We start from the raw sequence: 23,880 nt of genomic DNA, 5'->3' as shown, positions 1-23,880 counted from the left end.
TGCAGACTATCCGTGTTCATTCAATATTGAGCATCTGGCGAACGGCTGATTGACGCTCCGGGATCACGCAACCATAAGGGATAATTGGCTAGGGTCGCTCGGGCGAATACGACATGATGATCCATGACGACCCTTGGTTTGCGCTCTATTTCACTTTCCTTGTGTTCATCCACGAACTTGTGCGTGATCCCGGCAAATTCGTGCCTTTCTTCATCGTTCTCACGATGCTCAGCTATATCGGCTTCGAATTCATCCGCGCCTATCGTCGTCGACGCCGATCGGCCGATGACCACAATCAAGAGCCGCCTCGAAGCCAATCTTGATTTCCCCTATTGGCCCATCGCTTCCGTTGACGCGGTCCCCTGTATGTCGGTTCAGAGGGGTAGACCGGAAGTTTGCAGCCTAGTGACAGACCGACGCTCTTGACCCGAAGCCGACCCTTCGGAGCTGCCGACTCGATGCCACCCGCTTGGACATGCCTGCGTCAGTAGATCGACACATTTGAATGTGGGCGCGTAGCCTTTACGAGATCGGGGGGTCGCGTATAGGTTGAGCGCATCCAAGAATGAGCGGGATTTTGGATGTGCGTGTTCTGTGGGGTTTGGCTTTGATTGCACTGATCGTTGCAGAAATTCTCCTTTTCGCAGCCCAGCCCGATTGCGGCGAAAGGCACGTGCCCGTTCCTGGATTGTCCGGGTGGCATTGCAGGCTGAAAGGCGATAGTCCGAGACCTTAAGGCCTTGAGCCATCCTGGCTCCCCAAGACGGACCGAACGTGCGCGACCGTGGCCGACTTCGTTCGGCTTTTGGCCCATCTGCGAAGTTGCGCCTTGGCGGTCGGAAGCCCGCTTGTTGAGCCAAAGCGGACCAGATCTGCTCAACCTGAGTCCGATAGCGGACTTGGACGATTTCGTGCCTACCGACATCCGCACCGCAGCGGGGGTAGTGTCGAGCGAAAAAGTGCGCTGGGTGTGCAGGGAGCAGTGCCGGCGTGCCGAGATGCGAATTACAGGGTTCGGTCTAAATTATAAACCTAGCGCGATCTCGGCCCACTTCAACATGAGATCGCTGTTGAGGAACGCCAGCACCTCTGGCTCCAGTGAGGCGGGCGCACCCGGTCCGACCAAAGCCGTTGCGGTCACCATATCGCAGCGCTGATTGAAGGCCAGGGATAGCGCGGCCTTGCGATTGTCCGCGAAGCGATAGGCTCGACTGCGACCGCGCATCGGACCGACGATAATCTCTCGGCCGGCGCCGATGGGCGTTGCGTTGCCAATCAGCGCTAGGTCACCCATTTGCTCAAGGTCGTTGTCGTCGGCGACGCCCGTGGCGCAATTGCAGAAGCCAAGCTTGGCCCGGACGTAGAGCTGCACCTCCCCGCCGCAATCCTCAGCCTTACAGCGGTACGCCTTTCCTTTGCCCCAGGGATCCGCGCCGAAAGGCCAGTCGGTTTCCGCCCAAACCGGGCGGATCTCACCGGCTGCCGCTGTTGCGCGTGCCGGATCGCCGGATCGCAGCATCCATACCGCAGCGACTGCACAGAACAGTGCGACGGCCGCGCCCATCGCGAGGAAGTTTCGTGTCAGACGCATGGTACCTGCAGCAGAACTTTCACTAATTTTGAGCCATGAACTTTCGTGCAGCTGCGAGATTCTCCCGCGAGGAGTCGCCATTACGCGCCATGTCGACGACTTTCCCGTAATACTGGCGTGCCTTCACGGCGTCACCGGCTTTCTCGGCGGCGTGAGCGGCGCCAATCGTGGCGCCAAAGCGGTTCGGTTCTTTACGCATGGTGCTTTCAAACGCGGCCAATGCCTCCGTCGCCATCCCGCGTTCGAGCAGCATTGTTCCGTAGAGTTCGCGTGCCGGGGCAAGCGGACCCGGCGTCACGATGGATTTCTCGGTTTTGTCTTCGGCTTCGGCAGCAAGCCGCATCGCCTCCAACGCTTCGAGCTGTTTTCCTTGGGCATTGAGCTGCCAAGCAGTGGCGACCTGCCGCTGAATGTCGACGATCTCTGACCAATAGGCGTCCTTGTCCTGCTGAAGCTTGTCCCGCAGCTGCGCCAGCTTGGCGATGTCCGCCGTTGCTGCGTCTGCATTGCCGGAGCGCGCAGCTCCAAGAGCGCGCGCGAAATAGGTGATCGCATCGACATAGGCAAACCGGCTCGGCTCGACCTTCAGCGCGGCAGCGCCCTGCCAATCGCCTCGCTCAACCATGTAGCGCGCCTGGCTGGCCGCGATCGCGTAGGGGCCGGCTCGGACGGCCGGCGCATAGCCCGTGGTTGAGGCCATGTCGGCGATGACGTCGCGGGCTCGGCTGTCCTGTGCAAGCTGGAGCAGGGCGTAGACCATGTAGTCGTCCGCATGCAGCTGCTCGCTGGGATCCTTCCCCTCCTTGGCAGCCTTGGCGGAGCGACTATTGGCCTCAATGGATTCGTTCCAGTAGCCGACGCGCGTGAAGATGTGCGACGGCATGTGCAGGGCGTGCGGCGCCGCCGGCGCGATCTCGGAATAGCGCTTGGCTGCGTCCAGGCCTTGCTCTGCGATCGCCGGATAGTCGTAGAGGTGGATCAGGTAATGCGCGACGCCGGGGTGTCGCGGCTGCCGCTTGAAGATAGGCTCCAGAATGGCGGCGCCCTTGAGCTGGTTAGCATAAGTCTTGTCGTTCGGTGAGGCTGTGACATTCAGAGTAATAGCGTAGGCGATCTGCGCCTCGTCGTCATCAGGGTAGCGCCCGGCGACGGTCTCGGTTGCCTTAAGATAGGCCTGGGCGCGCTGGGCAAACGTCGTCTTCTCGTCTGCCGAATAGAAGGCCAGGAGAGCGTCGATATAGTCGCGTTCGCGGTCGCTCTTGGCGCCCAGCGCCGTAGCCTTCTGCAGCGCGGCGAGGCCCTCGGCGAGGTTTTCCTTCGGTGCGGGAAAATGAGGATTGTAGAGCAGGCTCAGTGCAATGCCCCAATAGGCGATGGCGCATTCCGAATCGGCCTGCAACGTCTCCTCGAAAATCTCTTTCGCAGGCCGATACCAGAACGAGTGCTGATAGCGCATCCCGCGGTCGAAGCGGCGCTGTGCCACCTCGTTGCAGGAGGTTTGGAAGTGAACCTTGCCAAACTGTTCGTCGGTCGCATCCTGCGAGCGTGCGCTAGACGTGGTGGAAATCGAACCAAGGATGGCGAGGACGAGAAGAGAGACGCTTTTTAAAGCGAGCGCGCGCATGGGCCCCTCCGTTCCTAGTCAGAAAGAATGGATTCCGAAGGCGCAAACCGAGCGCCCAAGTTCATCGTGCTGAAATTATGTGTCGGAAGGATTTGCCTATTTGTGACAGGTGTCAATAGTAGCGAATGATGTGGTTAGGGAAGTAGGCCTGCCAGACTGCAAGAGAAATATCCGGAGGCGGAGCGTCGCATGCAAAGCCGTCAAAATGCAAAGCCGATGCCACGATGTAAGAAGCTGTAGTGATTGCTTTTGGTCCTCAGGAAGGAGGACTGTCGAGCTCAGCATGGCGGCAATTGAGGCGGCATCGGACGTGCGGAGAACGCAGCGAGATCGACGCGAATGACCCATTTGGGAAGTCGCGAGCTCTGGAAAACGGGCTTCGGCCTGATACAATTCAAGCTGTGACGGCGTAGAGGGCGGCTTCATGGTCCGGCAGCGTGTCGAGCGCAAGTTAGCTGCGGTTTTGGTCGCTGACGTAGCGGGCTATTCACGCCTGATGGGGTTGGATGAGGAGGAGACCCACCGGCGGTTGAGCGTGTTGCAGCGCGAGGTGATCCGCGCGCAGATCGGCCAACACCACGGCAAGATCATCAAGAACACCGGTGACGGCGCACTCGTCGAGTTCGCGAGCGTCGTTGATGCCGTCCGCTGCGCCGTGCAGATCCAGCGCCGCATGCGCGAGCGTAACGCCGACGTCACGAACGATCGGCAGATCGAATTTCGCATCGGCGTCAATCTGGGCGACGTGATCGTGGAGCCCGATGATATTTACGGCGACGGCGTCAACGTGGCCGCGCGGCTGGAGGGACTGGCTGATCCGGGCGGGCTGAGCATTTCCGGCACCGCTTATGACCAGGTGCGCGACAAGGTTCCGTACCTGTTTGTCGATAAGGGCGAACAGACGGTCAAGAATATTTCCCGCCCCATCCGCGTCTATGCCCTTGGCGTCGACGCCGTGGCCTCCTTGCCGGAGCTTCCTTCTACGTTGGAAGCACCGCGATCGTCCCGATACCGAATGAACCGCGCCTTGCTCGCCGCGTGCGTTTCGGGGATCATACTGGTCGCGGGTGGGCTCTGGTTTGGCATCAAATCGGCAAGAGCGCCGCAATCCGCTGCCGACTCGTCGCGCTTTTCGATGGTGGTTCTGCCGTTTGTGAACCTGAGTGGCAACCCCGCCCAGGACTATTTTGCCGACGCCATTACGGAGGAGCTGACGGCGGCTTTGTCGCGCGTCAAAGGAGCCTTCGTGATCGCGCGCAGCACGGCGTTCACCTACAAGGGCAAGCCGGTGGACGTAAAGCAGGTCGGCAAGGAGCTTGGTGTGCGTCATGCGCTGGAAGGGAGCGCGCAGTATAGCGGCGGCAAGATGCGGGTGAACGCCCAGCTCATCGACACTGGAACGGGCGCACACATCTGGGCAGACCAGTTCGATGCGGATCGTTCCGATTTGCTGGAGATGCAGGATGAGATTGTCATTCGCCTCTTACGCGCGCTGTCCCTTCAGTTCGTCGATGTTGAACTTGCGCGCGCGATGCGGACGCGCCCTGGAAATCTGGAGGCACAGGATCTCGCCCTGCAATGCGTTTCCAACTTGATTAAATCGCCGGATTTCGAGGCCATCGGCCCTTGTCGGCGCGCGTTACAGCTCGACAGCGGAAATGCGCTTGCGCTTAGTCTATTGGCCTTTGCCACGATTTACCCGGTAGTCAGTTCGCAGAGCGACAACCCGAAAGAGGCCATCAAGCAGGCAGACGAACTCGCGTCGCGGGCGCTCGCCGCCGATCCCAACGTCGCCAGCGGTCACACGGCAAAGGCCTGGGTCCTGACGGCCGTAGGCCGCCAGGAGGAGGCGATCGTCGAAGCAGAAAAATCCCTCGCCCTCAATCCCAGTGCGATGGACGGCTATATTGTGATTGGCGTCGCGAACAACTTTTTGACCAGGGCGGACCGATCAATTGAGACGGTTGAAAAGGCAATCCGGTTGAGCCCGCGCGACCCATTCCTGTCGGGGTTTTATGCGATAAAGAGCGAGGCCTTCTTTATCCTGCGTCAGGACGGTAATGCGATCGAATCGGCGCGCCGATCGCTGGCGCTGGCCCCGTACCATGACCCCTATGTAAGTTTGATATTGATCTCGGCATCGGCCCTGAATGGGCAGCAAACCCAGGCAGGCGAGGTGCTCAAGGCCTATCTCGCCGATGGCCGGGCCAGGAGCAAAACCATCGCCCAGTTCCAAACCCAGCAACTGGCATTGGCAAACAGTGCGGGTTGGGTGACCTACAACGAACGGTTCGCGGAAGGGCTCCGGAAGGCAGGATTTCCAGAATGAAAGAATCGCTTAGAGATTGGCCACGCTCAAGTTCGACCGGCCGTGTCTTTCAACCCGATCGTACCGGAGTGCAACTTATGCTCGTGGCCCGAAGAGGACGTCACCTCGACATCCGCTAAAGGCGTTTTTGATTCGTATCCGACCCAGGCTCATTCTGGTCGTGATACAGCGTGCGTATCCCAAGTTCTGCCGATCCAATCCGTTTGCATCAACGTCTGCGCCCGATTTTCACTCCGCGCCCGCCCATGGGCGAGGGTCGACGCGATCCTTAGCCCAACTTATGTTCTCGCGTGCACAGAGTAGATACAGGGGCGATCTTGTTGACCTGGTCCGGAAGGTCTGTGGGCCACTACCGATCAGATTTCATGAGCTGCCGCGGGAGCACGAGCACTACATTGATCTCTCGTTCGAGGATCTTCGAGGCAATGATTGAAATGTGCAGTGCGAACTCGTCTTCCATCTCAGCCGCTGCGCTCTCATTTTGCGCGTATACGTAAAGGATATCACCATCCACTTCGTCGAGACGTCCACGTCTTGCTCTCCATTTGTCTAAGCGGACGTTTCGGATTTTGGTTGCAGCCCGCTCATCTTGTCCATGCGAGGTCAATGGCCTTCACGTCCCAACGCCTTGTTCCTGGGAGTGGTGGTGGCAACTTCCCGGATGAACCCAACTTGAGAAGGTGCTCAGCGAAATATTACAGTAGCCAGCAGCTTGAGACTTGCTGAGTAGTCTCGGGCCCGTGCAACTCGCTGCTTCATCTAGTGACGCCGTCATGTACGTCCATCCTTGGTCAGGATGAGTTAGCCGGAAGAGAGGGGAGGTCGTTGCCTGGAAAACTTTCCTCAGAAAATGGAAGGTCTGAAATTGGATCAATTCCACTGCTACCTGAGGGGGCCACAGCCTCGCTGAGACGATCGCAAACCTGACCACCATTTGACCACCGAAACCCCGTGAACAAGCAGCCAAAAAGGTGGTCGATCACGAGCAAACTTCGTTGATTCGATTGATCTTTTCGTTTGCTACTTACGTTCGGGACGCAAGGGGCGGAGGTCGGCAAACGCCAGCTACGATTTACAATTCGGCTGTAACCTATTGATCCATATAGCCCTGTCGAAGCGATCTTTTACAGCTAAGGTTTTGTAGCTTCTTATAAAACATGAGACTCTTAATCAGCGGGTCCCAGGTTCGAGCCCTGGTGCGCCCACCATATCAAGGTCTTGGCGAGAAAGACCGTTTGAGTAACTGATTTCTCAAACGATGTTTGTTTTGAAAGACCAGCCAGCGCGCGATGGGCTGCTCTTTGCATAGCTAAGCAGCCGGGATGTTTGGTGGTTGGGCTGGTCCCGGATTTCTCCAATGATGGACTGGAGCGGGAGTGGCGTTGCACGACGTGTGCACCGGAGATCAAAAAAATCTGGCGACAACTCGTGTGAGGGGCTTCAGTCCCTGAGCTCGGCACGGCTGGCATTGCGCGACCGCGGCTAGATAATTGAACGCGGCCGTTCAAGTGTCCCGGCAAGGGAGATCGGTGGAGCCGACCGTTCCGGCGATCATGCTGAGCAACAGCGGCAGCCGCGTCTCCAGACGCGACAGCTGTGCTGCATCACCCGCCGAATCCGGTGCGCTCGGGAATGCGCGGGAGCCTCTCGCGGGCAAATACATCTTGGGCTGCTCCGATTTCGACTGTCTGCCGGATGGCTCGACTCCCGGCTATTGCGCGGTCCAGCCGCCATCGACGGCGATCGTTGTTCCCGTAATCTGGTCTGCTACCGGCGAGCACAGGAAGGCCACGGTGCCTCCAAGTTGCTCCGGCGAGGCAAAGTCGAGCGACGGTTGTTTCTCGGACAGCAGTTCCTCGACGGCTTGCGTCTGACTGATGCCGCGTTGCGTGGCCATGTCGCTGATCTGCTTCTCGACCAGAGGCGTGCGCACCCAGCCGGGGCAGACCGCATTGCAGGTGACGCCGCTTCCTGCCGTCTCCAGGCCGACGACTTTGGTCAGGCCGACCAGTCCGTGCTTGGCCGCGACATAGGCAGCCTTGTGTGTTGAAGCGACGAGTCCGTGGGTCGAGGCAATGTTGATAATCCGTCCCCAGCCCTGCTTTTTCATCTGAGGCACCGCTGCCGCAATGCCGTGGAACGCGGCCGACAGATTGATGTCGAGGATTGCATCCCACTTGGCAGCCGGGAACTCATCGACCGGGGCAGTGAACTGGATGCCGGCATTGCTCACCAGGATGTCGAGACGACCGAATTTCTCGATCGTCGCGGAAATGAGTCTGCGCACGGCGTCCGCTTTCGACATGTCGGCACCGTCGTAGACGGCGCGCACGCCGTGGTCTTTCTCGATTCCGTTGCGGATCGCCTCGATCTCGCCTGACTCGCCGAAGCCGTTCAAGACAAGGTCGGCGCCGAGCCGCGCGAGTTCGCGCGCAATTCCGAGTCCAATGCCGCTGGTCGAGCCGGTGACGATTGCCACCTTGCCCTTCAACATCGGAATTGCTTTCGACGCCTGGTCGAGATTCATGCGCGGGTTCATGGTCGTACTCCTGGGGTGCGGGTTGAACGGATGGTCAGTGGGCGCCGCCGGCATCGAGCTGGCCGGGCTTTTTCAGCAACATGGAGGCCGCGAGTGCCACGATCAGCGCGGCGCCGAGCAGGAAGAACATGTCGCTGAAGGCGAGGATGAACGCCTGCTTCTGCACGATCCTGCCGATCGCGACATAGGCCCGGTGCGCAGCATCGCTGCGGTCGATCACGCCGTGGCTGATGAAATATTGCGTCAGCTTCTCGACCCTCGCCTGCGTCGCCTGTTCCAACATCGAGACAGACTGCATCAGCACGTTGGAGTGGTAGTGTTCGCGCTTGGTCAGCAACGTCTGCAACAGTGCGATGCCGACGGCGCCGCCGAGGTTGCGCATCATGTTGAACAGGCCGGAGGCCGAGCCGGCGTTCTCGGCCTCGATGCCTGCCGTAGCGACGGCCGACAGCGGTGCAAACACGAACGCCTGACCGACCGCACGAACGACATTGGGCCAGAACAACTGGTCGGTAGCGTAATCATTGGTCATGCGGACGTTCATGAAATTGGAGGCGGCGAACAGCGCGAAGCCGATGCCGATGATGATCCGGGCATCGAAACGCCGCATCAGTTGCGGCACCAGCGGGATGAACAGCAATTGCGGCAGTCCGGTCCACGCCAGCACCATGCCGATCTGTTCGGCGTTGTAGCCCTGGATACGCGACAGATAGACCGGCAGGATGAACACCGAGCCGTACAACGCGATGCCGAGCAGGAAGTTGGCAAGGATGCCGAAGCCGAAATTGCGGCGAGCCAGCAGCCGCAGATTTAGCAACGGCTTCTTCGCCGTCAATTCGATCCACAGGAAGGCGGACAGCGCGACCGCGGCGATAACTGACATTTTGACGATGAAGGGTGAACCGAACCAGTCGTCCTTGTTGCCTTCCTCCAGCACCGTCTGCAGCGCGGACAGGCCGATTGCCATCGTAACGATGCCCGGCCAGTCGCCTTTGCCAAGCAGCGACAGATTCATCGAGGCGGGCTCGAGTGAGAACCACAGCATCGCAATCATCACGGTGCCGGGCACCAGGTTGACGTAGAAAATATACTCCCAGCCCCAGTTCTCGGTGAGATAGCCGCCGATCGTTGGCCCGATTGCGGGAGCGAACGTCGCGGAGATCGCAAACAGCGCGAGCCCGATCGGCTGCTTCGCCTTCGGCAACAGTGTGATGATGAGCGTGAATGCCATCGGGATCAGCACGCCGCCGGTAAAGCCCTGCACCGCGCGCAATACGATCATCTGCGGCAGGTTTTGCGCCAGTGCGCAGGCCGCCGAGAACAGCAGGAACAGGATCGCATTGGTGAGAAGATACACCCGGATCGAGAACACCTGGGCCAGCCAGCCGGAGAGCGGGATTACCACGATCTCGGCGATCAGATACGAGGTCGAAATCCAGCCGCCGTCGTCGGTTCCGGCGCCGATCGCGCCCTGGATGTCGGCGAGTGAGGCATTGACGATCTGGATGTTGAGCACCGCCATGAAGGCGCCGAGTGTCGCGCCGCCCACCGCGATCCAGGTCTTTGCGGTTACGGCGGGATCCGCCGGCGCCGCCGTTGTCCGGCCTTCACCGGCGGCGTTTGCATCGGCAGCGGTTTGCAGCGTGCTCATGACACTCTCCAGGACCCGGATTCATTCAGCCGTGGCGCTCGTGCCGCGCGAGGCGAGGCGCTTTTTCGCTTCACGCGCGGCAACGGCCGCCGACTTGGTGTTGATCGTGGGTTCAGCCGACATGCCCGGACGCAGCAGGCCTTTCAGATCGTGATCGTTGAGCACGATCTTGACCGGCACGCGCTGCACGATCTTGGTGAAGTTGCCGGTGGCGTTGTCGGGCGGCAGCAACGCGAATTCGAGGCCGCTGGCCGGCGAGAGGCTGTCGACACGGCCCCGCAGCCTGATGTCGTGGAAACCGTCGATGGTCAGTTCGACCGGCTGACCGTTTCGCACATGGGTGAGCTGGGTCTCCTTGAAATTGGCGATGACGTACACGGCATCGAGCGGAACCACCGCCATCAACTGCGTGCCGGCCTGCACGAACTGGCCCACGCGTAGCGAGCGCGCACCGACCGTACCTGCTACGGGCGCGGTGATCTGCGTATAGGACAGGTTGAGCGCCGCCTGTTGCTCGACGGCGCGGGCGCGGTCGAGCTGGGCCGCCGCCTTGGCGCGTTCGGTGGCGAGCACCTCGATCCGCTTGTTGGCGGCGATCAATGCCGATCTTTCGCCGGCCAACTGGGCGGACTTTTCGCGCAGCGCCGCGTCGGTCTGCTGCGCGCGTTGAATGGTGCCGGAACCGGACTTCATCAGGCCGTCGTAGCGGGCCTGTTCTTCCCGCGCGAACTTCAGCGCGGCCTCGCTGGCTTCGACCAGGGCAGCCTGTTGCTGGATGACCGGCTCCTGCAATTCGATCTGCGCATTGAGGTTGCGCACCGCGGCACTTGCCGCGGCGACATCGGCGCGAGCCTGATCGAGTGCGGCCCTGAAGTCGCGATCGTCGATTCGCGCCAGCAACTGCCCGGCCTTGACCGGCTCGTTGTCGGCAACGAGGACTTCGCCGATATAGCCCGAAACCTTCGGCGCGACGATCGTGGAGTCGGCTTTGACATAGGCATCGTCGGTCGTTTCCAGATAGCGGCCGGTGGTGAAGTAGTAGTGGCCGAACGTGGCGGCCGCAGCGACGCCAAGCGCCGCCGCCAGCACCAGGGCCGCACGCTTAATCGCCTGCCGTGAGGGACGAAGGCTGGTTTTGGCTTTTTGCTCATCGGCATAAGCAAGTGTGGACACGGCGTTCTCCCAAATCTGCAGGATGCGTTGAAGCTCAGTCGCGGCGATGGACGTCGTGGGTGACCATGCCTAGTTCGGGGGGCGGTCGGTCGAGGCGTCGTGGCTCTGCCAGCGTGCGGCGGATGTCATCCAGCCCGCTCTGCCAATGCGTGCGCATCGCGCTCAACCCGAACTCGTAGTCCCTGGAGTGGCCTTCGTAGAGCTTGGACTGGTAGATCAGGTGGATGATGTTGTAGGAGCGATGGCGGGCCAGGTCGGCAATGGCGCGGATTTCCGGATCGTCCTTTGCGCTTGCCGGCAATTTCTCCATCGTCCGCTGCAGCGCCTGACGCATTGTCTGCATCCGCGTCATGTGGTCGGTGATGGCGCGCGTGCGGCTGGAATATTGAATGTCCTTTTGGCGGCTCGACACTTCCATCATGTCATGGGGAACACGGCCCCTGGCCGACCAGAGATCGATCTGGAACGTCAGCGTGTCGCGCGGCTCGCCGGACAGCACGCGGGAGAGGGGCGTGTTGGACACGACGCCGCCGTCCCAATAGTGCTCGCCGTCGATTTCGACGGCGGGGAATCCGGGCGGCAGGGCGCCGGAAGCCATGAAATGCTTGGCTCCGAGCCGGCGCTCAGCGGTGTCGAAATAGGTCAGGTTGCCGGTGCGGACATTGACCGCGCCGACGCTGACGCGCATTTCGCCCGAGTTCAGGCGGTCAAAGTCGACCAGTCGCTCCAGCGTCTGTTGCAACGGCGCCGTGTCGTAAAAGCTTGTCGCTGCATCGCCCGTGAACGGGGACCAGAGGGGCGGCGGGAAACGCGGCTTGAAGAAGCCGGGCTGGCCCTGCACCAGGGCCCGGGTCGCCGCCAGCGCGTTGCGCACCGAGCTGATGTCGAACGCAAACGGCAGTGCATTGGCGAGCCCTTCGCCGGCGGGCCACTCGATCGAAAAGGCGCAGATGGTCTCCCAGAATTCACGCAGCCGCTGTACCCGCTCGCCTTCAGGCGAGCCCGCGATGATCGCAGCGTTGAGCGCACCGATCGAAATGCCGGCCAGCCAGTTCGGCCGGATGCCGGCCTCGTGCAGGCCCTCATAGACTCCTGCCTGATAGGCGCCGAGCGCACCGCCGCCTTGCAGCACGAGGGCGACGACGTCGTAGGGAAGCGCGTTGCCTTGCTGTTGTGGCGTTGGGTTGGTCCGTTCGCGTATCACGTTCAGCATTGCCAGAACTCCTTGCATGATGGTCGATCCGATCAGCCGGCATTCGCTTCGATCAGAACCCTTGGTCCACGCACGGCAGCGCCAGGGGCGAGGTAGTCGTGGACCACGTTGCCGAGCCCAAGCGTCAGGTCGGCAACGATGTGCTTGGCGGACAACACCTGGAGAACCGGCAGCTCGGCGACGGGAGCCAGCGCATGCGAATAGAGGTCCAGCGCGGCGGGCCCGGTCCACGCGCCCTTCACGTTGATGTCTTCGAGGTGGTAGCGCACCAGTTCGCAGATGCGCGCCGTGCCGTCGACGTGAGGGATGATCTTGAGCAGGAAGTTGGGGCCTGCGAGCTTTCGGGCTTCGAGCGCTGTGTCGAGCGTGCGGTGCTTGTAGCCCATGGTGCCGGTGGCAACCCGGACCGAACCGTAGTTCAAGGTCCCGACCAACGTATCGGTCTCGACGGCGAGTTTCGGCTGCGCAAGCTTCTTCGGAAAGCCCCAGAGTTCGCGCCCGCCGGCAATCGGCGGATGATCGTTGAGAAACATCTGGTGCGTGAAGCTGCCGGTCTCGCCCCGGAAGGATACCGGAATCACCTGGCCGCTTTCGGTGTAGTCGCCGAAGCCGGTGGAGTCGGGCATGCGGATGAATTCGTAATTCACCACCGGCTCGGTCAGTTCGAGCGGTTCCGGCACGATCTGGCGCAACGCCTCGGGATCGGTTCGGTACTGAATGATGAAGTACTCGCGATTGACGAAGCGATACGGGCCAGGCGGAAAGGCCGGGTTCGTCAGCGGCATCGCAAACGCGCTCGCGCGCAGGGTCTCGTGTTTCATCGAGGTCGAGCTCCAGGAGGGGTGTGGTTGCGCGGGCCGCGCTTCGGCGCGGGAAACGCGGCCCGTATCGGACGAAGCGCTGACCGGGCGCGCCTGCCGGCACTAACCCGACAAGCGATCAGTAGTCCCAGAACGCAGGCACCCAACGAAAGGCGTCGCCGGCCACGGCCACATGGCCGACGGATGGGAACGGCATATGCGTGGCCACCAGCAACCCGCCGGTTTCCGCCAGCTCGCGCAAAAGGCTGGTGCGGGCGCGGGCCGCTTCCTCGGGGTAGTGTTCGAAGCCGTTGTGCCAGTCGGGGTGTTCGAACCCGACGGCAAACACGAGGTCGCCGGCGAACGTCAGCCGGTCGCCGCCGGACGCCAGGCGGACGATGCTGTGCCCGGGGGTGTGACCGCCGGTGCGGTGAATGACCACGCCCGGCGCCACTTCGTGCTCATCCTCGAAGAGCCGAAGCTGGCTGCGGTACTCCTTCGCGAACCGTTTGGCCGTCGCGCGAAGCGCATCCGGGAAACCGTCCGGCATCGAAACCTGGGAGAAATCGGGCGATTCCCAGAACTTGACCTCGGCGGCCGCCACGTGGATCTGCAGGTCCGGGCGCAGTTGCTCCTTCACGCCTTCGACGAGCAGTCCGCCAACGTGGTCCATGTGCATGTGGGTAAGCACCACGTCGGTCACGGAGGCGAGATCGATGCCGGCGGCCTCCAGCCGATGGATCAATTGTCCGGCCCGAGGAAGGGGAAACTCCGCACCCATCCCGGCGTCGATCAGGATGGTCCGGCCGCCGCTGCGCACCACGACCACGTTGAGCGCCCAATCGAAGGCGTCCGGTGGCAGGAAATTGTCTTTCAGCCAGGCCGCGCGGATGGCGGGTGCCGCGTTGTGAGCCAACATCGCGCCCGGCAGCGTCAGCACGCCGTCGCTGACCACCATCACGTCGATCTCGCCGATCCGCAGCGCGTAACGCGACGGGACCAATTCATCGGGCACCTTGTTGCCGGTGTACGAGGGGTCGTGCAGGTTCATATTTCTCTCCTGTTACATGGTTGGTGCTGGCTGGTCTTGTTCGGGTAGGCCGTGCAGCCAGCGCGGAGCGCGGCCGGTTCGCGTGACGGTCTAGAAGAAGCCGCTGACATCGCCGACACGCTCCGGATCGGCCGAGGCAAGAGCGGCAGCGCGCTCGGCCTTCGGCGGATAGATCCAGACGGTGTTGATCTCCCGCTTGGTCTTCTTGGCGGTGTCGCCGACCATCGTTACCTCGCGCTCCCAGCCGCGGGTGAACACCGCGTCGGCTTCGCCGAGGTCGAGACAGGTGACGTATTTCTCCTGGTGGTAGCGCTTGGTCGGAACGCCGAGCAGCTCGGCGGCGGCGTTATGGCCGGCAAAGGCGCCCATTCGCGTGGCATGCTGGCACGACATCAATGCGTAATTGCCCTCATCATCGCAGGCGGCGCGGGCGGCGTCGCCTGTGGCGAACACGCCGGGTACCGACGGCACGCGCAAATCACGGTCGACGAGCAGCCGGCCGGAATTGTCGCGCTCGGCGGGGACCTGTGCAGTCAACGGAGCTGCGCGAATGCCGCCCGCCCAAATCACGGTCTCGGCCTCAATGTGTTCGCCTGACGTCAACGTGACGCCCGATTGGTCGAGCGAGGCGACGCCGGCGCCGAGCCTGGTCTCCACGCCGCGCTTGTGCAGGGCGTCCTCGATAACGGGGCGGGGACCTTCGCCCATGGCGGAAGCGATCGCGCTGTTGCGGTCGACGATGATGACGCGCGGCTTGATGTCCTTGCCGAAGATCGCGCGAAGTCGCGCCGGCAATTCCGTCGCCGCCTCGATTCCGGTGAATCCGCCGCCGGCAACGACGACGGTGTCGCGCCCGTTTACCGCCGGCCGATCGGCCAGGCTGTGCAGGTGCCGGTCGAGGGTCATAGCATCATTGAGATTGTCGACGCTGAAGCCATGTTCGGCGAGGCCCGGAATGTCCGGACGGAACAGCCGGCTGCCGGTGGCCACGACAAGCCGATCGTAGGAAAGGCTCCTCTTCGCACCTTTGGCGCCGACAATTTCCACGGTGCGAGACCTGGTGTCGATCGTCTCCGCGCTGCCTTGCACATAGACAACGTCGACAGCCTTGAGGACATCCGTGAGGGGCGCCGTCAGGGTCTCGGGCTTCGGTTCATAGAGTCGCGGGCGAACCACGAGTGTCGGCTCGGGTGCGACCAGCGCGATCTCGAGCTCTTCGGGTGAGACGCCCTGGATGTCGCGCAGGCGGGCGGCGGAAAGTGCGGCGTACATGCCGGCGAAGCCGGCGCCGATGATGACTAATCGCATGTGTCTACTCCTCTGGTTTGACTTCTCGGACTCGCGCGTCACCGTTGCCGCTCCCGCATCCGGAATGGCTTGTCGCGATCGGCGATGACGCGAAGGCGTGAAATGGATTGGTCGAGCGCCTAAGGCGCGGTGCAGCCCGGCGTCATCATGGAGGGACGCTCGCACCCTGCGTGACAGCCACGGGAAACCGCCGCCCGGCGAAATTGAAAGGCGATCGCCTCGCTGGGCCTCAAGGGCCAGTCATCGTGGAAGATGGAGACCCCGGCTCTGCTCATGATCGACGTTGTCGACGGGATCGGAATTTCGACTTCCTCCCCCGTTGCCGAGGTAAAGCGGACGCTGAGTGACAGTCCGTACACCAGCGCGGTCGCGATGACCCGGCGTCGCGGCACAATTGCAAGGAGGGCGACACAGTGCTTCCAGGCCATTGCTCGTCTCCGTCCGTTGTCGATGTTCGATACCGCAAATCTACGGGATCGGAGCTGCGGCCGCGCCAGCGCGATTGACGCGGTTGCAGAGAGATTGCTGTTAACGCATGCGACGGCGCCATTGGCTCGGCGTGTCGCCGGTCAGCTTCTTGAACGCCGCCGTAAATGCGGTCTGCGATGCGTAACCGAGTTCTGCGGCCACCACCTCGATCGACGTATCGGTATCGCACAGCATGTTCATGGCTCGCTCGAGCCGCTGCTGGCGCAGCCAGGCGTGCGGCGAGAGCCCGGTGCTTTCCTTGAAGGCGCGGCAGAAATGGAAGCGCGACAGGCCGGCGTCAGATGCCAGCGCAGCGAGCGAAACGTCGGCATCGCTGCCCGAGCGCAGGCGTTCGATCGCGCGACGCAGAGCATGTGGGGACAGCCCACCCATAATCGGTTCGAACATGACCAACTCGCCAGTATGCGCAGCCAACAGACGTGTGGTCAGGAGATCTGTCAGCTGGTGTCTGAACAGGGCATCCAGGGTCGCGTTGCCCTCCAGCACATCCGCGGCACTCATCAGCAATCCGGATGTGATGGAATCGGGATGTCCCGTCCGTTCCAGAAGATCGCCGGGAGCGGAAGCGCCGGCTTCGCGAGCCACGCGTTCGAGCGTCATGTGTGGAAGATAGAGCTGGATGACATCGACAGCGCCGGGAATATCCCATCTGGCGCTTGAACCAGCCGGAATGATCGTCACAACTCCCGAACGCGCCGTCCCGGTCACAGCCGATCTCCCGGTGCGCCGTTCCAGACGCTGAACGCCGGTGGGGTAGGTCATGATGACGTGGTCACGCATAGGCTCGACCACGTCGTGCAGGGCCCCATGCTTCCAATGGGCGATGGCTCCATTGGAGGGGTCTGACGCCACCTGCAGCGGTGCAGTCTTCAAGACGCGCGCCATCTCCGCTTCGGCAGCGCGCTGCTGGGTGTCCGGTGGAGCCTCGCGGCCGGGTGCGGCCAGCAGGGCCTCCAGGGGATCGTTGTCGACCGGTCTCTTCATCGAGCCGTTCTCGCGTTTAGAATGCTACTCGTCATCCGCAAGCAGTCGCCGCTACTGCACGCCTCGTCGCCAATCGCTCGGGGTTCTGCCGGTCAAGCGCCTGAAGGCGGCCGCGAATGCGGTCTGCGAGGCATAGCCAAGCTCGGCCGCGACCGACACGATCGATGTGTCGGTGTCGCGCAGCATGTTCATGGCCTGCTCAAGGCGGTATTGCCGCAGCCAGGCATGAGGGGAGAGCCCGGTACTTTCCTTGAACGCGCGGCAGAAGTGCGAGCGCGACAGGCCGGCGTCCGAAGCGAGAGCCGCAAGCGAGACGTCGGAATCGCTGTCGGAGCGCAGGCGTTCGATGGCGCGAAGCAGGACCTTTGGCGAAAGCCCGCCCGTGGCCGGCTCGAAGGTGGTTGGCGAGGCGGTGTGCACAGCCAGCAGACGCGTGGCGAGGAGGTCTATGAGTTGATGTCTGAATAGCGTGTCGAGTGCGCTGTTGCCCTCCAGCCCATCGGCCGCGCTCAACAGCAATCGGGATGTAACAGGATCGGGATGCCCCGTTCGTTCGAGGAGATCGACCGCTGCGGCAGTGTTGGTTTCACGGGCAACCCGCTCGAGCGTCGCGGTCGGAAGATAGAGCTGAACCACATCCACGGGTTTTGGGATATCCCACCGGGAGCTCGATCCTTCCGGAATGACGATCACAGCCCCGGGACGGAACGTTCCCTTCGCGACCGATCTTCCCGATCGGCGCTCCACGTGCTGCACCGTGCCATTGTAAGCCATGATGACGTGGTCGCTCATGGGCTCGACGACGTCGTGCAATGGGTCATGTTTCCAATGGGCGATCGCGGCACCGGAGGGATCCAATGCCATGCGGATCGGTTCGGTGTTGAGGACGCGCGCCATCTCCACATCAGCGGCATGCCGGTCGGCGTTTGGCGACTTGTCCCGATGTGCTGTGGTTGCATCGGACAGACTTGTAGAGGGATCGATCGGCTTGCTCATGGCGATGCGCTTGCTTGAGGGAATTGCACCCGCGCCGGAGTGGCCTGCCTGCGTGAAGCCTCTGCTTCCTTCCGCGGTATCGTGCCGCTAGGCGCCGCGAGTTGTCGGGGTGCGTTCTAGGCGCGTAGAACTACGTGGTCTTTCCCAAAGCAACCGCGTCTTGTCTGATTCTGCTCAAAGCGCGCTGGCGGCCATTTTTGATCGGCTGCCGTGGTCGGATTGACGAGGGGGCGAGTATCGCAACCAGGCGCGGTGGGCATTGAAATCACTTCGAAAAATCGCTTTGTGACCATCATGGTGGCCAGTCCTCACAATTGCGTTTACCGCCGCCGTGAACCTAGACCTCCGCACCCGGATACCGGATACTGCGCGCCGGAACGGAGTGCCGGCGGTGCGTCGAACGGCCCGATCGACCTCCACGAATGGTTCAAACACATGACGCATGCGAGCACCTTCGGACAGAGGGTCAGGCAGCAGTTGCACCTGAGGGATGCACCGCCCTCGCTGATCACGCGTTCACTGCGCGGCATCGAACTCGCGGTCACCGAAACCCAGGTTGACAACCCGGTACCGGGTCGTTCCGGCTCCGTGGCCGATGAAGCCTATTTCGTCAGTCTGAAGCTTCACGATTACCCGGACTGCGAGCTCTGGGAAAACGGCAAGTCCGTCGGGAAGGCGGATGTCAGGGCCGGTACGACATATCTGTACGATCTCAGGCGCGATCCGGGTTTCATCATCGACAAACCATTTCATTCCCTCCACTTTTATCTTCCGCGTTCAGCGCTCGACCGCATCGCGAGGGAATCCGGCACACCGCCTGTTGGCGACCTCGCCTGCCAGTTCGGATTCGGCCATGACGACGAGGTCATGCGTCATATCGGCACATTGCTGCTGCAAGGGCTCAGCCGACCGGCCGAGGTCAACCAGCTTTTCATCGATCACATGATGCTGGCGTTCATCGCGCACATCGCCCAGGCCTATGGCGGGTTGCAGAGCACGACCGGGCCCGCTCGCGGCGGCCTTGCCCCGTGGCAAGTGAAGCGTGCCTGCGAAAAGCTCGACTCCGACCTCGGCGGGACACTTTCACTGCAACAGATCGCGGCCGAGTTTGGCCTCTCGGTCGGTCATTTTTCGCGCGCGTTTCGAATCTCGACCGGCCTGCCGCCGCACCAATGGCTGCTGCGCCAGCGCGTGGAGGCGGCCAAGCAGTTGATGACTATCGTACGGGACCTGCCATTGTCGGAAGTTGCGGTATCGGCAGGATTCGCCAATCAAAGCCACTTTACAAAGGTGTTTTCGGCACAGATCGGCATCAGTCCGGCGGCATGGCGCCGCGAGGCGCTTGGCGGCTCCGAAGTGATGTGTGATCACGGGCCGTTCCGGGCGGCTGCTTCGTGATCTTCATACTGGTCGTGACCTTGGTTTCGCGCGACTCCACTCAAGGGAGCGGTGCATATGAAGTCCACGGGCTTCTACGGTCAGACTGTCAAGCGGTTCTTGCATCTGGAACAAGAACCGCCCTCGTTGATCACGCGTTCGCTGCGTAACGCCGAGATCGCCGTCACTGAGACGCGGGATGATGCGCCCGTGGAAGGCGTCTCCGGCGAGATGGGTCTGCAAGATGCCAATGTTATCAGCCTGATGCTTAACGATTACCCGAATTGCGAGACCTGGGAGCGCGGCAGGCGTGCGATCAAGACCGATATCCGTGCGAGTGCAACCTATCTATACGACATGAAGAACGACGTACGCTTCGTCATCAACAAGCCGTTCCACTCGCTCCATTTCTATCTTCCGCGCTTCGCGCTGGACTCTATCGCCGAGCAGTCCAACGCACCGCGCGTGGGGGAACTTTCCGCTCAACTCGGCGTCGGCCATGACGACCCGGTCATCCGTCATATTGGTGGGGGGTTATTGCAAGCTTTGCGCCGGCCAGATGAGACCAACCAGCTCTTCATCGACTACATGATGCTCGCATTTACCGCGCATGCGGCGCAAACTTATGGCGGGCTGCGAACCATCCGCGCGCCGGCTCGCGGCGGTCTCGCGCCCTGGCAGGTGAAGCGCGCCTGCGAACGACTGGACTCCGACCTCGGCGGGACGCTTTCGTTGCAACAGATCGCGGCCGAGTTTGGCCTTTCGGTCAGCCATTTTTCTCGCGCGTTTCGCGTCTCGACCGGCGTGCCGCCGCACCAATGGCTGCTTCGGCAGCGTGTGAACGCGGCCAAGCAGTTGATGACCGCGCGAGACCTGTCACTGTCCGAAATTGCGATCTCGGCCGGGTTTGCCAATCAAAGCCACTTTACGCGGGTGTTTTCGGCGCAAGTCGGCACCAGCCCCGCGGCATGGCGCCGCGAAACGCAGGGCACCAGGGAAAGCGGAAGCTGATCCTTCGATCAGCGGCGCCTGGCCCGTGAGATCGTGTAGGCGGCGCGGCGGGCCGCAAAGATCTCGTCGGGCGGATGCCCGATGCCTTCGGCGAGGACTGCCGGATCGAAGACGTATGCATCGCGCTTTTCGATTGCAGTGATCACGATTGTTCCGAGGCGCACCGTCTCCCGGCGGTCCTCGTCCGGCCATCGGATCGTGACATCCAATATGGGGTCTCCGAGGCGGCCGAGCACCGCCATCAGGCTGAACCGGATATCGCGTGCCGCGATCCGGCGTTCCAAATCGTCGTGCAGGAACTCTTCAGGCTCGGTCCTGGCCGCGCCTTCGGTCGGCGCAGCACCTTGGCTGCCGACCGGGACGACCTTGAATTTGATGAATTGAGTCTCGCCATACCGATTTGTCGCGGGAAAGGCGTGGACGGCCCAGTAGGTGGTATCGGCAACGCTTGCGGGAAGCGGATGGGCAGCCACATAGCTTGCCTGATGCGAAGTCTCAGGATTGCCGGCGGAGAACGCCTCGACTTTTTCCGGATCGGGTCGTTGGCCGGACCCGGGAACGCGCGCCTTCAGATACGCCAACATCTGCGCCGGGGTCCTCGCATAGTGAACGGGCGCGCTCTGTGTGAGAATGTCGGAACGATGCTCCGTATCTCCGAGCCTGAAGCTGAACCCGCGCAGCACGAAATTATCAGTGTTCGGCAAGCGGGGATTGCCGCCGTCCAGCGAGAAGCGCGCCAGCACGCGTGATGCGGCCGTGAAACTCTGCGACTTCGTAATTTCTTCCGCTCTGTCTGACGGGATAAAGGTGCCGCGGACACAGCGGCCTCTGGCGAAGCTGGCGCGTGTCTTTGGCGAGACACCGGCCGACGCTTTCAGCGTGTCGACGATCGACGCGGGCGTGGCAGCGCCGGTTGGGACCCGGATCATGACGATACCTCCGGCGTCTTGCTAAAGCGGCCAGGCGCGGCAGGCATTCGGGCTTTGAAACACAAGCGGCTGGGCGGGCTTTGGCCTCCAGCCCAGGCAGAAGATCGGAACGCTGTCTCTGGTCATGATCGAGACCATGGGATCTCGTGTGTGAACCGATTGCGCCGCAATCCTCGCTCCTTCATCTCCGGTCGAAGCCAAGCGCACCGTCGCTGAAAGGGCGCACATGAAGGTGGTGGAGAGGACTTTCGGCCGCGATGCGAGGGTCGCAGATTGGTTGACGAGATTCTTCCAGATCATCGCGAGTCCTTCCATCTACCGTTGACGTCGATACGGTGATGGTAGGGAGCTGGCGCAGCACTGCCCCAGAGCGATTGATCCAATTGCAGAGCGATTGCGGGCAGTTGTGCGGTGTCGCGATGGCCTGCGGCCGGACAGGCGAATGTCATGGCGCCGCGATCGACCTAGCCGTGCTTTTGCCAGATCAAGGGCGGCCGAAAACGCTCGCGGCCTGCCGCAGACCATATGCTTCCCAAACAGCCTTCGCTGCGGCGCTTGGTAAGCTGACCGACGGACCCCCAGCCGATTGGCGCCCGCGCGTTCGGTAAGAGCAATCGCTCTATGGATACGACAATCGCTCTGGCGCAGCTCCGGATTCGATTCGCTAGACCATCAAAGTGCCCACTCCAAAAAGAGGAGACGAGCGATGGGCTGGATGATCGACAGCGTCGGACGATTGATTGCGCGGCTTCAGAAGCAGGCCAACCGCGGTGAGCCGTTGCCGCAGAACGATTCGACGGCCTTGCGCGACACTCTTCGACCAGGTGACGTTTTGCTGGTCGAGGGCAAAGGTCGTATTTCCAGCGGCATCAAGTATCTCACTCAATCGGCCTGGTCGCACTCGGCGCTATACGTCGGGCCGATGGCGGGTTCCGCAACGGACGGCGAGCCTCATGTCCTGATCGAAGCCAATATAGACGAAGGTGTCGTGTCGGCGCCGCTGTCGAAATATCTGCATTGCCAAACCCGTATCTGCCGGCCGGTGAGCCTCAGCGGAGCGGACTGCGAGAAGGTCTGCCGCTACGCTTCCGAACGCATTGGCCTCGGCTACGATTTCAAGAACGTCATCGATCTGATGCGGCATCTATTCCCATGGCCAATGGCGCAGCGTTGTCGCCGCCGAACGATCGCGCTTGGCTCGGGCGATGCGAGCCGCATCATCTGTTCTTCGCTGATTGCGCAAGCATTCGATGCCGTGCGTTATCCAATCCTCCCCACCATCACGCACATCGATAGCCAGACTGCGCGGCGCGAAATCGCCGAGCCTCGTCACTCATCACTCTACGCGCCGCGTGACTTCGATATTTCGCCTTACTTCATGGTGGTGAAGCCTACGCTCGCGCGCGGCTTCAACTACAAGGACATGCATTGGACCGCCCAGGGTCGCACTCCACAGCACACGCTCGCTCCAGAGATGGAGAGGCGCGATCGCGCAAGTGGCATGCGCCCGAATTTTCTGCTGGACTCATGACATGCGGAATATCCGGGCGGAAAACGCGGAATTCCACGATCCGAGGCGGGAGGCTTTCTTCCTTCCGCTCCATTCGGGACTACGACGTCAAATCGCGTGGCCTTCGTTTCTTGGGCCGGCCGGAACGATGGAGACCCCGCACCTCCTGCTGTTGAAACAGCTCGCCGCAGACGTCACGCAACCAGCCCGATCGAATGGTCGGTTGGCTTTGATCGAGCTTCAACGTGCACAAGCGCGAGGAATTCCGCCATCATTCGTTCGTCTCCAAACGGGCTGATGGGGTCATCGCAGGCTTCGGCACCCAGGGTTATCTGCTCGGATTGCGTCGTGTGGCCAGGCTGCTTGACGAGAACAAGGAATAGCATCGGCGCCGCCGGCACGAGAGTTGGCGGTTTCGCTGAAAGTCGACAGCTTTTGTGCGCCCACCATTCTCAAAGCATCTCACACCCAGCCGCCATCGACGATGTAGTGCTGGGCAGTGCAGGCGGAAGCTTCGTCCGAGGCGAGGAAGACGGTGACCTTCGCGACCTCGTCCGGCACCAGCCGGCGCTTCAGGCACTGCCGCTGCTGCAGCTCGATCTCGCCGGCCGGCGTCATCCATTTCTCGAGCTGCCGCTCGGTCATGATCCAGCCCGGCGCGATCGCGTTGACGCGGATATTGTAGGGGCCGTAATCGCGGGCCAGCGAGCGCGTCAATCCGATCACGCCTGATTTACTGGCGGTGTAGGCGGCCATGCCGCCCTGGCCTGCAATCCACGACACCGAGCCGAAATTGACGATGGCGCCGGCATTGGCAGCCTTCATGTCCGGCAGCACGGCTTGCGACGCGAAGAACTGGTGCTTCAGGTTCACCGCGATGCGGTCGTCCCAATATTCGGGCGTCATCTCCTCGGTCTTGTGCCGTTCGTCATGCGCGGCGTTGTTGATCAGGATGTTGATCGCGCCGTGCGCCTTGCGTGCCTCCACGACGCCGGCGCGCAGCGCGGGGATGTCGGTGAGGTCTACGTGTTGGAAATGCGCCGACAGTCCCTGATCGGACAGCTCGCGCGCCAAGCGCTGGCCCTCGTCGATCTTGATGTCGAAGAACACGACCTTGGATTTCTGCTCCGCGAAGCGCCGCACGATCGCAGCGCCAATGCCCGCCGCACCTCCGGTGACGAGCACGACCTTGCCGGCGAGGTCGGAATAGATGGCGGCCATGGGCACCTCCCAGTCATTTGCGGGTGGCGCGGTGGGCCGTCCCGACTCTTGACCAGACCTTAGCCAGTCCGTCCATGAGGTGCA

The 23,880-nt window shown here is 61.9% G+C and carries 19 protein-coding genes and 2 pseudogenes; 6 read left to right on the top strand and 15 right to left on the bottom strand.

Features of this window, described 5'->3' with window-relative positions:
- Positions 1–113: 113 nt before the first annotated feature.
- Positions 114–323 carry a hypothetical protein gene (locus ML401_RS26760; protein ID WP_285807508.1) on the top strand — a complete coding sequence of 70 codons (210 nt, stop codon included), beginning with the start codon at positions 114–116 and terminating at the stop codon, positions 321–323.
- A 701-nt stretch (positions 324–1,024) separates the two neighbouring features.
- Here the strand turns inward: ML401_RS26760 and ML401_RS26755 are convergent.
- Both ML401_RS26755 and ML401_RS26750 read right to left on the bottom strand, forming a co-directional pair.
- On the bottom strand, positions 1,025–1,591 hold the full coding sequence (locus ML401_RS26755; RefSeq protein ID WP_285807507.1) for a hypothetical protein: 567 nt from the start codon (positions 1,589–1,591) through the stop codon (positions 1,025–1,027).
- Positions 1,592–1,613: 22 nt separating this feature from the next.
- On the bottom strand, positions 1,614–3,215 hold the full coding sequence (locus tag ML401_RS26750) for a hypothetical protein (RefSeq protein WP_285807506.1): 1,602 nt from the start codon (positions 3,213–3,215) through the stop codon (positions 1,614–1,616).
- A gap of 424 nt (positions 3,216–3,639) precedes the next feature.
- On the opposite strand from ML401_RS26750, the gene ML401_RS26745 reads away from it, so the two are divergent.
- Positions 3,640–5,544: an adenylate/guanylate cyclase domain-containing protein gene (locus ML401_RS26745; RefSeq protein ID WP_285807505.1), complete on the top strand. Its 1,905-nt coding sequence runs from the start codon at positions 3,640–3,642 to the stop codon at positions 5,542–5,544.
- Between the two features lie 1,711 nt (positions 5,545–7,255).
- Here the strand turns inward: ML401_RS26745 and ML401_RS26740 are convergent.
- The 10 genes from ML401_RS26740 to ML401_RS26695 all read right to left on the bottom strand — a co-directional run bounded on the left by ML401_RS26740 (position 7,256) and on the right by ML401_RS26695 (position 17,748).
- On the bottom strand, positions 7,256–8,038 hold the full coding sequence (locus ML401_RS26740) for a 3-hydroxybutyrate dehydrogenase (RefSeq protein WP_285812750.1): 783 nt from the start codon (positions 8,036–8,038) through the stop codon (positions 7,256–7,258).
- Positions 8,039–8,117: 79 nt separating this feature from the next.
- A complete protein-coding gene (locus ML401_RS26735) occupies positions 8,118–9,734 on the bottom strand; it encodes an MDR family MFS transporter (protein ID WP_285807504.1) in 1,617 nt (538 codons plus the stop codon).
- Positions 9,735–9,755: 21 nt separating this feature from the next.
- Positions 9,756–10,907, bottom strand: coding sequence for an HlyD family secretion protein (locus tag ML401_RS26730; RefSeq protein ID WP_285807503.1), 1,152 nt, complete (start codon positions 10,905–10,907; stop codon positions 9,756–9,758).
- Between the two features lie 34 nt (positions 10,908–10,941).
- Positions 10,942–12,120, bottom strand: a complete 1,179-nt coding sequence (locus tag ML401_RS26725; RefSeq protein WP_212067520.1) for a patatin-like phospholipase family protein — start codon at positions 12,118–12,120, stop codon at positions 10,942–10,944.
- A gap of 32 nt (positions 12,121–12,152) precedes the next feature.
- The gene (locus ML401_RS26720; protein WP_285807502.1) at positions 12,153–12,941 is read right to left on the bottom strand and encodes an acetoacetate decarboxylase; all 789 of its coding nucleotides are present in this window, start codon (positions 12,939–12,941) and stop codon (positions 12,153–12,155) included.
- A 118-nt stretch (positions 12,942–13,059) separates the two neighbouring features.
- Entirely contained in the window at positions 13,060–13,971 is a 912-nt protein-coding gene (locus ML401_RS26715; RefSeq protein ID WP_212067518.1) for an MBL fold metallo-hydrolase, read from the bottom strand.
- A gap of 90 nt (positions 13,972–14,061) precedes the next feature.
- Positions 14,062–15,279, bottom strand: a complete 1,218-nt coding sequence (locus ML401_RS26710; protein WP_285807501.1) for an NAD(P)/FAD-dependent oxidoreductase — start codon at positions 15,277–15,279, stop codon at positions 14,062–14,064.
- Between the two features lie 119 nt (positions 15,280–15,398).
- On the bottom strand, positions 15,399–15,707 hold the full coding sequence (locus ML401_RS26705) for a hypothetical protein (protein WP_285807500.1): 309 nt from the start codon (positions 15,705–15,707) through the stop codon (positions 15,399–15,401).
- 100 nt (positions 15,708–15,807) lie between these two features.
- Positions 15,808–16,752, bottom strand: a complete 945-nt coding sequence (locus ML401_RS26700) for an AraC family transcriptional regulator (protein ID WP_285807499.1) — start codon at positions 16,750–16,752, stop codon at positions 15,808–15,810.
- A 51-nt stretch (positions 16,753–16,803) separates the two neighbouring features.
- Positions 16,804–17,748 (bottom strand): AraC family transcriptional regulator, encoded by a 945-nt coding sequence (locus tag ML401_RS26695; protein ID WP_285807498.1) that lies wholly within the window; start codon positions 17,746–17,748, stop codon positions 16,804–16,806.
- 435 nt (positions 17,749–18,183) lie between these two features.
- Here ML401_RS26695 and ML401_RS26690 point away from each other — a divergent pair, with 435 nt between their 5' ends.
- Together ML401_RS26690 and ML401_RS26685 are read left to right on the top strand one after the other, a co-directional pair.
- Positions 18,184–19,146: an AraC family transcriptional regulator gene (locus ML401_RS26690; RefSeq protein ID WP_285812749.1), complete on the top strand. Its 963-nt coding sequence runs from the start codon at positions 18,184–18,186 to the stop codon at positions 19,144–19,146.
- Positions 19,147–19,203: 57 nt separating this feature from the next.
- The gene (locus ML401_RS26685; RefSeq protein ID WP_285807497.1) at positions 19,204–20,136 is read left to right on the top strand and encodes a helix-turn-helix domain-containing protein; all 933 of its coding nucleotides are present in this window, start codon (positions 19,204–19,206) and stop codon (positions 20,134–20,136) included.
- A gap of 8 nt (positions 20,137–20,144) precedes the next feature.
- On the opposite strand, the gene ML401_RS26680 is transcribed toward ML401_RS26685, so the two are convergent.
- A complete protein-coding gene (locus tag ML401_RS26680) occupies positions 20,145–21,065 on the bottom strand; it encodes a catalase (protein ID WP_285807496.1) in 921 nt (306 codons plus the stop codon).
- A 706-nt stretch (positions 21,066–21,771) separates the two neighbouring features.
- Here ML401_RS26680 and ML401_RS26675 point away from each other — a divergent pair.
- A complete protein-coding gene (locus ML401_RS26675; protein WP_285807495.1) occupies positions 21,772–22,596 on the top strand; it encodes a YiiX/YebB-like N1pC/P60 family cysteine hydrolase in 825 nt (274 codons plus the stop codon).
- A 79-nt stretch (positions 22,597–22,675) separates the two neighbouring features.
- Here ML401_RS26675 and ML401_RS26670 read toward each other — a convergent pair.
- Positions 22,676–22,786: pseudogene (locus tag ML401_RS26670) on the bottom strand (LysR family transcriptional regulator); the annotation flags it as partial.
- A gap of 31 nt (positions 22,787–22,817) precedes the next feature.
- On the opposite strand from ML401_RS26670, the pseudogene ML401_RS26665 reads away from it, so the two are divergent.
- Positions 22,818–22,958: pseudogene (locus ML401_RS26665) on the top strand (type II 3-dehydroquinate dehydratase); the annotation flags it as partial.
- A 79-nt stretch (positions 22,959–23,037) separates the two neighbouring features.
- Here the strand turns inward: ML401_RS26665 and ML401_RS26660 are convergent.
- On the bottom strand, positions 23,038–23,796 hold the full coding sequence (locus ML401_RS26660) for an SDR family NAD(P)-dependent oxidoreductase (protein ID WP_211416450.1): 759 nt from the start codon (positions 23,794–23,796) through the stop codon (positions 23,038–23,040).
- Positions 23,797–23,880 lie beyond the last annotated feature (84 nt).

This window comes from Bradyrhizobium sp. 62B (assembly GCF_030272265.2).
Lineage (GTDB): Bacteria > Pseudomonadota > Alphaproteobacteria > Rhizobiales > Xanthobacteraceae > Bradyrhizobium.
The sequence above is the reverse complement of the archived record's forward strand: the minus strand, read 5'-3'. Positions and strand labels throughout refer to the sequence as shown.

What these genes read in the sequence shown, in the direction of transcription:
- ML401_RS26760 (WP_285807508.1), top strand. Translation starts at nt 114, where the DNA reads ATGATGATCCATGACGACCCTTGGTTTGCGCTCTATTTCACTTTCCTT.
- ML401_RS26755 (WP_285807507.1), bottom strand. Translation starts at nt 1,591, where the DNA reads ATGCGTCTGACACGAAACTTCCTCGCGATGGGCGCGGCCGTCGCACTG.
- ML401_RS26750 (WP_285807506.1), bottom strand. Translation starts at nt 3,215, where the DNA reads ATGCGCGCGCTCGCTTTAAAAAGCGTCTCTCTTCTCGTCCTCGCCATC.
- ML401_RS26745 (WP_285807505.1), top strand. Translation starts at nt 3,640, where the DNA reads ATGGTCCGGCAGCGTGTCGAGCGCAAGTTAGCTGCGGTTTTGGTCGCT.
- ML401_RS26740 (WP_285812750.1), bottom strand. Translation starts at nt 8,038, where the DNA reads ATGTTGAAGGGCAAGGTGGCAATCGTCACCGGCTCGACCAGCGGCATT.
- ML401_RS26735 (WP_285807504.1), bottom strand. Translation starts at nt 9,734, where the DNA reads ATGAGCACGCTGCAAACCGCTGCCGATGCAAACGCCGCCGGTGAAGGC.
- ML401_RS26725 (WP_212067520.1), bottom strand. Translation starts at nt 12,120, where the DNA reads ATGCTGAACGTGATACGCGAACGGACCAACCCAACGCCACAACAGCAA.
- ML401_RS26720 (WP_285807502.1), bottom strand. Translation starts at nt 12,941, where the DNA reads ATGAAACACGAGACCCTGCGCGCGAGCGCGTTTGCGATGCCGCTGACG.
- ML401_RS26715 (WP_212067518.1), bottom strand. Translation starts at nt 13,971, where the DNA reads ATGAACCTGCACGACCCCTCGTACACCGGCAACAAGGTGCCCGATGAA.
- ML401_RS26710 (WP_285807501.1), bottom strand. Translation starts at nt 15,279, where the DNA reads ATGCGATTAGTCATCATCGGCGCCGGCTTCGCCGGCATGTACGCCGCA.
- ML401_RS26705 (WP_285807500.1), bottom strand. Translation starts at nt 15,707, where the DNA reads ATGGCCTGGAAGCACTGTGTCGCCCTCCTTGCAATTGTGCCGCGACGC.
- ML401_RS26700 (WP_285807499.1), bottom strand. Translation starts at nt 16,752, where the DNA reads ATGAAGAGACCGGTCGACAACGATCCCCTGGAGGCCCTGCTGGCCGCA.
- ML401_RS26695 (WP_285807498.1), bottom strand. Translation starts at nt 17,748, where the DNA reads ATGAGCAAGCCGATCGATCCCTCTACAAGTCTGTCCGATGCAACCACA.
- ML401_RS26690 (WP_285812749.1), top strand. Translation starts at nt 18,184, where the DNA reads ATGACGCATGCGAGCACCTTCGGACAGAGGGTCAGGCAGCAGTTGCAC.
- ML401_RS26685 (WP_285807497.1), top strand. Translation starts at nt 19,204, where the DNA reads ATGAAGTCCACGGGCTTCTACGGTCAGACTGTCAAGCGGTTCTTGCAT.
- ML401_RS26680 (WP_285807496.1), bottom strand. Translation starts at nt 21,065, where the DNA reads ATGATCCGGGTCCCAACCGGCGCTGCCACGCCCGCGTCGATCGTCGAC.
- ML401_RS26675 (WP_285807495.1), top strand. Translation starts at nt 21,772, where the DNA reads ATGGGCTGGATGATCGACAGCGTCGGACGATTGATTGCGCGGCTTCAG.
- ML401_RS26660 (WP_211416450.1), bottom strand. Translation starts at nt 23,796, where the DNA reads ATGGCCGCCATCTATTCCGACCTCGCCGGCAAGGTCGTGCTCGTCACC.